Genomic DNA, 10892 nt, shown 5'->3' with positions numbered 1-10892 from the left:
CTTGAGCAGCTCGCTGTAGAAGCAGGCCACGTAGTGCATCAGCCGGATCGGCATGGTGCGATCCACCGACGACTGGAACTCGAGCAGGATGTACAGGAAAACCCGCTGGGTGATGCCCTGCCAGGTGATTTCCACCGACCACACCACATCCTCGAACTTCTCCTCGAACAGCGGTGTGATGTAGTTGCCGCTGTGGTTCTTGAGGGTGGTGAAATCCATCAGGCCGGCGATCTCGCCGGGTGCGAAGCCTTCGATCAGCTGCTGGACGAACTCGGGGTGGCTGAACAGCTCCTTGTAGCCGGTGTCGTGATGGTTGGTGGCCATGCGCCCTCCTGTCGCGGGCTTCACAGTCTACCAGAAATCACTGATGCACTGGCGCCGCCTCCCAGGCTTCGATGGCATATCATCACTCACTCGCTTGCTGCTGCGGCTCTCTACCAGACCAGTCTTTTCAGGAAACGTGAATATTAGGTAACGGGCAAGGTAAAGTTCACCCGCCACCCGCCGATAACCAGCCAAGGAAAACGAAAACCGGCGACCCCACGAACTCGCCCTTCACCACAAGGCTTGCCCATGTCACGCAGATGGATCCTTGCCACCCTCGGCAGCGCGCTGTTGCTGAGCGGCTGTTTCGCGGTCAACACCACGCAGGTGCCAATGGCCGACACCTACCCCTACAGCACCCAGCGCAAGATGCAGGCCGCCCACCACTGGGATGTGCTGGCCGCCAACGAGGCGCAGGGCATGCTGCGCAGTCGGGCGCTACGCGGCAAGGCGCTGTATATCGACCCCAACGGCGAGAACTCGACGTTCGCGCAGAGCTACCAGGATCTGCTGACCAGCCGGCTGGTCTCGCAGGGGGCACTGGTGCGCACCGCACCCGGCAACACCGCCCGCGTCACCTTTGAGGTGCAGACGGTCGAACACCGCGCCCGTCGCGATGCCCGCGCACCACGCGGCACCTGGACCGCCCTCTCCGCCGGCATCGCGGTGGCGACCCTGCCGATCAACCAGTGGGGGGAGCCCGCCCTGGCGCTGATCCCCGCGGCGGGGCTGGTGGACCTGTTCAGCGGCAGCTGGGAGTCGGTCAGCAACCACGAGGTGATCATCACCACCAAGGTCACCGAGGACGATCGCGTGCTCTATGCGTCGTCCAACCTGTACTACATCAACGGCGATGACGCGGGCCAGTATGCCTCTTCGCGGCCGCTGCCCGTCTCCAACACCTGGTAAAGAGGAGCATGACCATGCGACGCGCCCTGCTACTGCCCGCCCTGCTGGCCCTGCTCGTCTCGCTGACCGGCTGCGCCACCTCCGGCGGCAAGCGGATCGGCAATGCCGAGGACACCGTCGACGTGATCGCGCGGGTCCAGGCCACCGCCACCGACCTGCTGGCCAATACCCGCGGACTGGACCCGGATCAGCCGGTGGTAGTAGCCACCTTCGTCGATGTCGATGACCTGCACGAATCCTCGACCTTCGGTCGCACCCTGGCCGAGCTGTTCGCGTCGTCGCTGACCCGCGCCGGCGTCGACATCATCGAGGTCAAGATGCGCAAGAGCCTGTTCATCGAGGAGCGTACCGGCGAGCTGATGCTCTCACGCGATATCCGCCGGCTCAGCGCCTCGCACAACGCCCAGGCGATCCTGGTCGGCACCTACGGACGCGGCCGGACCACCGCTTACGTCAATGTCCGGCTGGTGCGCACCCGCGACAACCGCGTGCTCGGCGCGGCCAGCACCGCCATCCCGCTGGATCGCAATACTCGCGCGATGCTGCCGGCTCAGTGGTAGAAGAATCGTTCAGCGATCCGGCTCAAGTTCCATCGGCAACGGCCGATATGCTTAAGACGCGCTTATCCCTATATCGACAACAATGACGCAAGCGCTGCATCGCCGCGGCGCTTCCGGGGAGTTCGAGCATGAGTACACCGCTGACCGACGTGGCCGCCACCTTGGCCGGCAAGGCCTCGCCCGTGACCGATGCGACACCCCAGCAGCGTCTCGAGCGCGTGCTGGCCAACCTGGCGCCCCAGCCCGGCGCCTCGCCGGATGAGGAAAGCCAGGCGTCCGCGGCCACCCGCAGCGACCTTGCCGAACCGCTCCAGCGTGTCAACGCGGCGATGAAAAACTACGGGATCGAGTTCGACCTGCACGAGTACGAAGGCCGTATCGTCACACGCATCATCGACCGGGAAAGCGGCGACGTGATTCGCCAGATTCCCAGCGAGGAACTGCTGCGTGTCGCCTCCAGCCTGTCGGAAATGCAGGGTCGCCTGATCCATATCGAAGCATGAGGCTTTCTTGATCACCATGTGGCACCCCCGGCACGGCAACGACGACCAGCCCCCTACTCGGGATCGTATCCGCGATCCGCGACGCCTGGCCGCGCTGAGAGCGGTGCAACTGCTCGACACCGACGATGAGGAGCGCTTCGACCGGCTGACCCGCCTGGGCTGCCGCCTGCTCGAGGTGCCCATTGCACTGGTCAGTCTGGTCGATGAACGGCGCCAATGGTTCAAGTCGGCCTGTGGCACCACCCTGCGCGAAACGCCCGTCGAGCATGCTTTCTGCGGCCACACCATCAACCGGCAGGACACCCTCGTCGTCGAGGACGCCCGACAAAACGACGACTTCATCGACAACCCGATGGTTTCAGGGCCGCCTCACATTCGCTTCTATGCCGGCGCCCCCATCCACGGCCCTGACCATCAGATACTGGGCACGTTCTGTGTCGTCGACACCCAACCACGCGTATTCGGCCCCCGTCAGCGCGATATCCTCGAAAGCCTGGCCCGCCTGACCTCGCTGGAGATCGCCCGCCGGCAGGAAACCCACCGCCTTTCGGGCGGGGCGGCAGCCGGCACACCGCACCGGATTTCCGCGTCGGCCCTTCTCGGCGACCTGCTGCGTCACATCGAGCGGCGTCATATCGCCGGCGATGCGCCACGGCTGATCCTGGCCGAACTGCTCGACGACGTGCTGCGCTGCCTCCAGGGCGAGTACGGGCTGGTCGGCGTGATGCAACCCGCCGACGCCCCCGACCCCGAGACGCTGGAGATCATCGGCCTCTCGCTGGGTGAGGTCACGACCGACATGCACGACTTTTTCCTGCATGGCGGGCGCAGCCTCGACCTCACGCGACTCGACACCATGACCGGTGGCGGGTTCCGCCGGCCGATGGTCCAGTACCTGGCACCGCCGGACATGCGAGCCATGGATCATTCCCACCTGCCGGCCAGCCATCCACCGCTGCGCAACGCCCTGCTAGTGCCGTTTCTGCGCAACGAGCGCGTCATCGGCACCCTGGTCGTCGCCAATCTGGCCCATGCGCCGGACAATCCGACCCTGAGCGCCCTGGCCCCGCTGCAACAGCTTGGCGGGCGCATGGTGCGGGCCTTCCACGATGCCCGCCAGCGCGATCGCCTGCAGGCCGCGCTCGAGGAATTCCGTGCGACGCTGGATGCCACCCTGGACGTGATTCTCATCGTCGACGAGGAAAGCCGGCGCTTCAGCTACTGCAACCAGGGCGCGCTGAATCAACTCGGCTACAGCGAATCCGACCTGCTCGCCATGCACAGCGACCGGCTGAACCCGGCGCTGGCAATCGACGCCCTGCACAACCGGCTGCATTCTCTGGATGCGTCCACTCGTTCGCTGCGATTCGAGCTCAACCTGTGCTGCCGGGACGGCGGCGAGATCCCCGTGCAGGCGGTCATCCAGCGCATCGCTCACCATGCCACCGGGCGCAGCAACTACATCATCGTCGCCCGCGACCTGCGCGACAGCCTCCAGGCCCAACGCGAGATCGACTGGATCAGCCGGCACGACATCCTGACCCGGCAGCTCAACCGCTACGGTTTTCTGCACGCCCTCGCTCACGCCGGCGACGAGGTCGATGCCGACCGGCCGCTGCGCCTGGTCGCCGTGTATGGCACCGACCGCTTCAAGCGGCTCAACGAGGCCCACGGTACCCAACGGGGGGACGCCACCCTGCAGGAGCTGGCCCAGGTGCTGGACCGGCTGACCGGCGCCCAGCCCGGCGCGTTGCTGGCCCGCGTGGGTGGCGACGAGTTCGCCGTCGCGATCCGGGTGGCGGAAAGCCACGAAGCCGTCGCCCTAACCGAGCGCTGGCGCAAGACCATCGAGAATCACGCCTTCCAGGCCATCGAGGGGTTGCAGCTGACGGTCAGCACCGGACTCGCCATCGACTGGCAGGGCGACCTGTCGCCGGAGGAGCTGCTGCGACGCGCCAATGCCGCCCTGATGCGTGCCAAGCAGGGGGGGCGCAACCGCTTCCGCCAGTACCTGTCGGGCATGTTCGATGAGATCAGTCGTCATGAAACCATCGAGCGGCGGCTGGCCGGGGCCTTCGTCCGGCAGGATTTCTTTCTCACCTTCCAGCCGCAATGGGCGCTGGGGGATCTCTCGATTCCCTGTGGTGCCGAGGTGTTGCTGCGCTGGCACGACGCGGAGCTGGGCAGCATCACGCCGGACGTCTTCATTCCGGTACTCGAGGAAAGCGGCATGATGCTGGAGGTGGGCCGCTGGATCATCGAGAGCGCGCTGGACAGCGTCGCCGCGGCCCGCGATCAGCTGCCCGCCGGCTTCTTCATCAGCATCAACATCAGCGCCGTTCAGCTGATGGACGACAAGGAGCTGCCCGAGTTCATCGTGCATGCCCTCGCCGAGCGCGACCTGCCGCCTGAGGTATTGGAAGTGGAGGTGACCGAAACCGCTCTCATCCAGTCACCCAAGCGGGTCGGCAAGCAGCTCGAGCGGCTGCATCGCCGCGCGATCGCCATCGCGCTGGACGATTTCGGCACCGGCTTTTCCTCGCTTTCGCACCTCAAGCAGTTTCCCTTCGACACGGTCAAGATCGACAAGTCCTTCATCGCCGGACTGCCCAGCGCCACGGAGGACCGCGCCATCGTCGAATCCCTGCTGACGCTGTGTCACGGCTTCGGGCGACGCGTCTGCGCGGAAGGCATCGAAACGCCCGCCCAGCTCGATTTCCTCAGACGACTGCGTTGCCAGCGGGCCCAGGGCTACCTGCTCGCCAGGCCGGAACGCACGCTGCGGTTCGGCCCGCCGGCAGGCCGTTGACGCCGCCGGTACAGAGACGAGAAAAACCGCGAGCAAGCGAGGCATGGAAATGAAAAGGCCGCGCCCGGCATGGTCTGCCGGACACGGCCTTCTCGCAGGCTGGCGGCACCTACACCTGCATATTCATCACTTCCTTATACGCCGACACCATACGATTACGCACCTGAGTGCCCATCTCGAAGGCGACGCTGGCCTTCTGCATGTCGACCATGACGTCGTTGAGCGACACGCCGGGCTGACCGGCCTGAAAGGCCCGGGAGCTTGCCTTCGAGGTCTGCTGCAAATGATTGATGCGTTCGAGCGAGGACTGCAGGGCATCGGCGAACCCGCCCTGCCCGACCGTGGTGTCGACACGGCGGCCGGCCGACGGGGCTCCGGCCTGGGCGGCCAGGCTCTTCATCTGCTCGAGTGCCGATTGCATGGCAGGCGTGCTGCTCATGGAAAACCCTCTCGACGGGAAATTGATGCCGCAAGCCTATCAACCCGCCGCCTTCCGGCATGGCGGCAAATGACGGGCAAAAACCGGGCTTTTCTCGCCTTTAGGGTGACAGTGGCTCCGGATAATGACCTCCATCAAACGACCGCCCTGATTTTGCCGCCCCCCGTGCGCCACGCCCGGCGACAGCGACGACATCATTACACCGGCAAGCAGGCCGCGGGCAGAAACAGGATGCTGGAGCCGAATCCGATTATGCGACTTGCAGCGCCCCGGACACGCCGGGCCGACCATCACGCCCCCTCCCCGAGCCTGACGAGCGGAATACCGACGCGGAGGCTCGCATGAGCGACGCTGCCACGCCGTCCTCTTCCGGTACGCGCCCTGCTGCGGGGGCCGGCGCCGCCTCGTCCACGGGGTGGCTCGACAAGCTGCGCGGCAATCCGCGAATCCCGCTGATCATCGCCGCGGCCGCCGCGATCGCCCTGATCGCGGTAATGCTGTTGTGGGCCCAGAGCCCCACCTACCGTGTGCTCTACAGCAACCTGACCAACGCCGACGGCGGACGCATCGTCGGCGAGCTGGACAAGCGCGGCGTCCCCTACCGCTTCAGCGACGGCAGCGGCGCGATCATGGTCCCCGCCGACCAGGTCCACCTGCTGCGCCTGCAGCTCGCCGAGCAGGGTCTGCCCAAGGGCGGCAATGTCGGCTTCGAGCTGATGGACAACCAGGCCTTCGGCATCAGCCAGTTCGCCGAGCACGTCAACTATCAGCGCTCGCTGGAAGGCGAACTGGCCCAGTCGATTCAGGAGCTGGGGCCGGTTTCCGCGGCCCGCGTGCACCTGTCACTGGCCAAGCCATCGGTCTTCGTGCGCGAACGCGAGCCCGCCAAGGCGTCGGTGGTGCTGACCCTGGAGCCGGGCCGGGTGCTCGGCGAGGGCCAGGTCAACGCCATCGTCCACATGGTTTCCAGCAGCGTCTCCGACCTGGCGCCCGATGCGGTCACCGTGGTCGATCAGGACGGCCGCCTGCTGTCGCGCAGCGACGGCGACGCGAGCGGTCTCGACGGCACCCAGCTGGACTACATCCAGAAGGTCGAGCAGAACTATCGCCAGCGCATCGAGCGTATCCTGACGCCGATTCTCGGCGCCGATAACGTGCGCGCCCAGGTCTCCGCCGAGATCGACTTCTCCCGGCGCGAGCGCACCGCCGAGCACTACGGGCCCAACCAGCCCCCCAACGAGGCAGCGGTACGCAGCCGTCAGGTCGATGCCACCTATTCCGGCGGCAGCGAACTGGCCCAGGGCGTACCGGGCGCGCTGACCAACACCCCGCCCGGCTCGGTCGCCTCGCCGATCGACAACGGCAACAACACGCAGAACGGCAACAACGGCCAGGGCAACGGTACGCCCAATGCCGGCCAGAACCCGGCGGCCAACAACAACGCCGCCAACGCTCAGGGGCCCAACGGCCAGGCCGCGGGTAACACGCAGGGCAACAACCCGACACGCCGCCTGCAAAGCAGCGACACCATCAACTACGAGGTGGATCGCCAGGTCGATCACGTCAAGTTCGAGCGCGGCAACATCGACCGCCTGTCGGTCGCCGTGGTGGTCAATTACCGCAACGTGGTCAACGACAAGGGCGAGACGGTTCGCAAGCCGCTCAGCGACCAGGAAATGGCCAGCATCAATCGGCTGGTACGCCAGGCCGTGGGCTTCTCGGCGACCCGCGGCGATGCCGTGGAAGTGGTCAACTCGCCGTTCACCCAGCGTGACACCAGCGTGCCGCCGACGCCCTGGTGGCAGTCACCCGAGGTCATTCAACTGGCGATGACCCTGGGCCGTTACCTGCTGGTGGCACTGGCGGCGTTCTTCCTCTGGCTGCTGATCCTGCGCCCGCTGATCAAGCGCCAGACGGCACAGCCGATCGCCGAGGGTACCCAGGGCGCCGCCCTGCGCACGCCCAGCGCAGCCGAGACGGCACTGGAGTCCGGCGGCGAGACGGGCGATGACGAAACCGCGGCCGAACCGGTCCAGGCGCGCCGTCGCCGGCAGGCGTCGGCCTACGAGCAGAACCTCAAGGATGTCCGCGAGATATCCCAGGAGGATCCGCGGCTGGTAGCCATGATCATCAGAAGCTGGATGAGTGAAGAATGAGCGATATGAGCGGTGCCCGCCGCAGTGCGATCCTGCTGCTCTCGCTGGACGAGGACAGCGCGGCCGAGGTCTTCAAGTTCCTGTCCGCCAAGGAAGTCCAGGAACTCAGCATGGAGATGGCCGGACTCGGCCAGGTCTCCCACGAGGACATGATGAAGGTGCTGGCCGACTTCCACGATGAAGCCGAGCAGTTCAGCGCCATCAACCTGCACTCGAGTGACCATATCCGTTCGGTGCTGACCAAGGCGCTGGGCAGCGAACGCGCCTCGAGCCTGATCGAGGATATCCTCGAGAGCACCAGTTCCAGCTCGGGCATCGACTCGCTGAACCTGATGGAACCCTCGATGGTCGCGGAGATGATCCGCGACGAGCACCCGCAGATCATCGCCACCATTCTGGTCCATCTGGAGCGCCATCAGGCGGCGGACGTGCTGCAGCTCTTCGACGACAAGCTGCGCAACGACGTGGTACTGCGCATCGCCACCTTCAGCGGCGTGCAGCCCGCCGCCCTGCAGGAACTGACCGAGGTCCTCAGCGGCATGCTCGACGGCCAGAACCTCAAGCGCAGCAAGATGGGCGGCGTGAGAACCGCCGCCGAGATCCTCAACCTGATGAACTCCTCGCAGGAAGAGGTGGCCATCGAGAACATCCGCGCCCACAGCGAGGACCTGGCGCAGAAGATCGTCGACGAGATGTTCCTGTTCGAGAACCTGATGGACCTGGACGACCGCAGCATCCAGCTGATCCTCAAGGAAGTCGAAACCAACTCGCTGGTGGTCGCCCTCAAGGGCTCTCCGGACGCCCTGCTCGAGAAGTTCATGGCCAACATGTCGCAACGCGCCGCACAGATGCTGCAGGAAGACCTGGAAGCCCGCGGCCCCATTCGCATCTCCCAGGTCGAGGCCGAGCAAAAGGCGATCCTGCAGATCGTCCGCCGCCTGGCCGACAGCGGCGAGATCGTGCTGAGCGGTGGAGACGATACCTATGTCTGACCGGCTCACCGAGCCCGAACACGACACCGGGGACTGGCAGCGCTGGCAGATGGACGAGCTGGAATCGGCGCCCGAAGGCGCCGATCGCCAGGCTCGCGATCGCGCCCGGCGCGAGGCCATTCGTCGCCGCGCCCTGGAACACCAGGCCCGGCTCGATGCCGAACGTGAGGCGGCGCGTCGGGAGGCCTACGAGGCCGCTTACCAGGAAGGCTTCGCCAAGGGCGAGCAGGAAGGCTACGAACAGGGCCTGAAGGCGGGTCGCGATGCCGGCGATGAACAGATGCGCCAAGAGATCGAGCAGACCCTGCGCCCGCTGCAGCCGCTAGCCGAGCAGTTCCGCGCCGCACTGGACGAGCTCGACCAGACTCTGGCCGAGCACCTGGTGGATCTGGCCCTGGCCACGGGCCGGCAGCTGGCGGGCGAGGCTCTGGAGGCCCACCCGAAGGAGATACTCGACATCGTGCGCGAACTGCTGCATGTCGAGCCCACCCTGTCCGGACGCCCCCGGTTGTGGCTGCACCCGGCAGATCTGACGCTGGTCAAGGCGCACCTGGGTCACGAGTTCGAAGCCGCCGGTTGGCGGCTGCAGCCCGACGACACCATTCAGCGCGGCGGGTGTCGGGCCACCAGTGCCAGCGGCGACCTGGACGCCACGCTCGAGACACGCTGGGAGGCGATCGTCGATCAGGTGCGACGTCGACACGGCGAGTCGGGCGGCAAGCTCGATGACGAATCGCTTCCGGACAGCGAGAGCGATCCATGAGCCCGACGCCGGATACCACCAACCCCTACCAGCAGCACTGGCAGGACGCGCTGACCGGCGTGCAGCGCCGAATCGCCGGCCTGCCCGGCTACCGGGCCAGCGGTCGTATCGTGCGCGCCACCGGCCTGGTGCTCGAGGCCGTGGGGCTGCGGGTGCCGCTGGGCAGTGCCTGTCGTATCGAACTGACTCCCCACGTCGGCGCCCCCGACAGCCGGCCGCAGCCACGCTTCGCCGAGGCCGAGGTGGTGGGCTTCTCGGGCGAAAAGCTCTTTCTCATGCCGCTCGAGGAGATCAGCGGCCTGGTGCCCGGCTCCCGGGTCTTCCCGCTGGGCGAGGGTCAGGATGCCCAGAGCAGCGCCCGTCGCTTTCCACTGGGCGATCATCTGCTGGGACGCGTGCTGGATGGCAACGGCCGGCCGCTGGACGGCAAGGGTCCCCTGTTCGACGTGCCGCACGCGCCCCTGGCCACTCCGCCTTTCAATCCGCTGTCCCGTGCCCCCATCGAGACCCAGATCGACGTCGGCATTCGCGCCATCAACGGCCTGCTGAGTGTCGGCCGCGGTCAGCGCATGGGGTTGTTCGCCGGCTCGGGCGTGGGCAAGTCCGTGCTGCTGGGCATGATGGCCCGCTATACCCAGGCCGATGTCATCGTCGTGGGGCTGATCGGCGAGCGCGGTCGCGAGGTGCAGGATTTCATCAACAATATCCTCGGCGAGGAGGGACGCCGCCGCGCGGTAGTGGTGGCCGCCCCGGCCGACACCTCGCCGCTGCAGCGCCTGCAGGGCGCCGCCTACGCCACGCGCCTGGCCGAGGATTTTCGCGATGCCGGCCGCAACGTGCTGCTGATCATGGACTCGCTCACCCGGTATGCCATGGCCCAGCGCGAAATCGCCCTGGCGATCGGCGAGCCACCGGCCACCAAGGGCTATCCCCCCTCGGTGTTCGCCAAGCTGCCCAACCTGGTGGAACGTGCCGGCAACGGCCCCAAGGGCGGCGGCTCGATCACCGCCTTCTATACGGTGCTGACCGAGGGCGACGACCAGCAGGACCCGATCGCCGATTCGGCCCGCGCCATCCTCGACGGCCACATCGTGCTCTCCCGGGCCCTGGCCGAGGGCGGCCACTATCCGGCAATCGACATCGAGGCGTCGATCAGCCGCGCCATGACCGCCGTCGTCGATGACGACCAGTGGCGCCGGGCCCAGCAATTCAAGCAGATGGTCTCGCGCTACCAGCGTAACCGCGACCTGATCAGTGTCGGCGCCTACACGCCGGGCCACGACCCGCAGCTCGACCAGGCCGTCTCGCTCTACCCGCAGCTGGAGCGCTTTCTCCAGCAACGCATCGACGAACGCGCGAATATCGAGGAAACCCACCAGCTTTTGCAGGCATTGATCCAGACCGGTAACGGGTAGTCTGGGTCATCATCGAGGTGAA

10 protein-coding genes are annotated in these 10892 nt (G+C 66.4%); 8 read left to right on the top strand and 2 right to left on the bottom strand.

The features are described from left to right. Positions 1-324: Rpn family recombination-promoting nuclease/putative transposase (locus ACTCB7_RS09035; protein ID WP_463006395.1), on the bottom strand; the 324-nt coding region annotated here is incomplete at its 3' end. A 249-nt stretch (positions 325-573) separates the two neighbouring features. Between ACTCB7_RS09035 and ACTCB7_RS09030 the strand changes: the two genes are divergently transcribed. The 4 genes from ACTCB7_RS09030 to ACTCB7_RS09015 all read left to right on the top strand — a co-directional run bounded on the left by ACTCB7_RS09030 (position 574) and on the right by ACTCB7_RS09015 (position 5105). Continuing rightward, positions 574-1233 carry a hypothetical protein gene (locus ACTCB7_RS09030; RefSeq protein ID WP_463006394.1) on the top strand — a complete coding sequence of 220 codons (660 nt, stop codon included), beginning with the start codon at positions 574-576 and terminating at the stop codon, positions 1231-1233. A gap of 14 nt (positions 1234-1247) precedes the next feature. Beyond that, positions 1248-1793 carry a FlgO family outer membrane protein gene (locus ACTCB7_RS09025; protein ID WP_463006393.1) on the top strand — a complete coding sequence of 182 codons (546 nt, stop codon included), beginning with the start codon at positions 1248-1250 and terminating at the stop codon, positions 1791-1793. Between the two features lie 128 nt (positions 1794-1921). Next, positions 1922-2296 carry a flagellar protein FlaG gene (locus tag ACTCB7_RS09020; protein WP_463006392.1) on the top strand — a complete coding sequence of 125 codons (375 nt, stop codon included), beginning with the start codon at positions 1922-1924 and terminating at the stop codon, positions 2294-2296. 16 nt (positions 2297-2312) lie between these two features. After that, positions 2313-5105 (top strand): sensor domain-containing phosphodiesterase, encoded by a 2793-nt coding sequence (locus tag ACTCB7_RS09015; protein WP_463006403.1) that lies wholly within the window; start codon positions 2313-2315, stop codon positions 5103-5105. A 109-nt stretch (positions 5106-5214) separates the two neighbouring features. Here the strand turns inward: ACTCB7_RS09015 and fliE are convergent, their stop codons facing one another. Continuing rightward, positions 5215-5544, bottom strand: a complete 330-nt coding sequence (gene fliE / locus ACTCB7_RS09010; RefSeq protein ID WP_463006391.1) for a flagellar hook-basal body complex protein FliE — start codon at positions 5542-5544, stop codon at positions 5215-5217. A gap of 341 nt (positions 5545-5885) precedes the next feature. On the opposite strand from fliE, the gene fliF reads away from it, so the two are divergent. From fliF to fliI, 4 genes are read left to right on the top strand one after another with little or no spacing between them, the layout of a single operon-like run. After that, the gene (gene fliF / locus ACTCB7_RS09005) at positions 5886-7700 is read left to right on the top strand and encodes a flagellar basal-body MS-ring/collar protein FliF (RefSeq protein WP_463006390.1); all 1815 of its coding nucleotides are present in this window, start codon (positions 5886-5888) and stop codon (positions 7698-7700) included. Continuing rightward, positions 7697-8692 (top strand): flagellar motor switch protein FliG, encoded by a 996-nt coding sequence (fliG, locus tag ACTCB7_RS09000; protein ID WP_463006389.1) that lies wholly within the window; start codon positions 7697-7699, stop codon positions 8690-8692. Before fliF ends, fliG begins: the two co-directional genes overlap by 4 nt. Then, on the top strand, positions 8685-9455 hold the full coding sequence (gene fliH / locus ACTCB7_RS08995) for a flagellar assembly protein FliH (RefSeq protein ID WP_463006388.1): 771 nt from the start codon (positions 8685-8687) through the stop codon (positions 9453-9455). The genes fliG and fliH overlap by 8 nt, the downstream gene beginning before the upstream one ends. Continuing rightward, the gene (gene fliI / locus ACTCB7_RS08990) at positions 9452-10870 is read left to right on the top strand and encodes a flagellar protein export ATPase FliI (protein WP_463006387.1); all 1419 of its coding nucleotides are present in this window, start codon (positions 9452-9454) and stop codon (positions 10868-10870) included. Before fliH ends, fliI begins: the two co-directional genes overlap by 4 nt. Positions 10871-10892 lie beyond the last annotated feature (22 nt).

It is taken from the genome of Modicisalibacter sp., assembly GCF_055145905.1.
The sequence above is the reverse complement of the archived record's forward strand: the minus strand, read 5'-3'. Positions and strand labels throughout refer to the sequence as shown.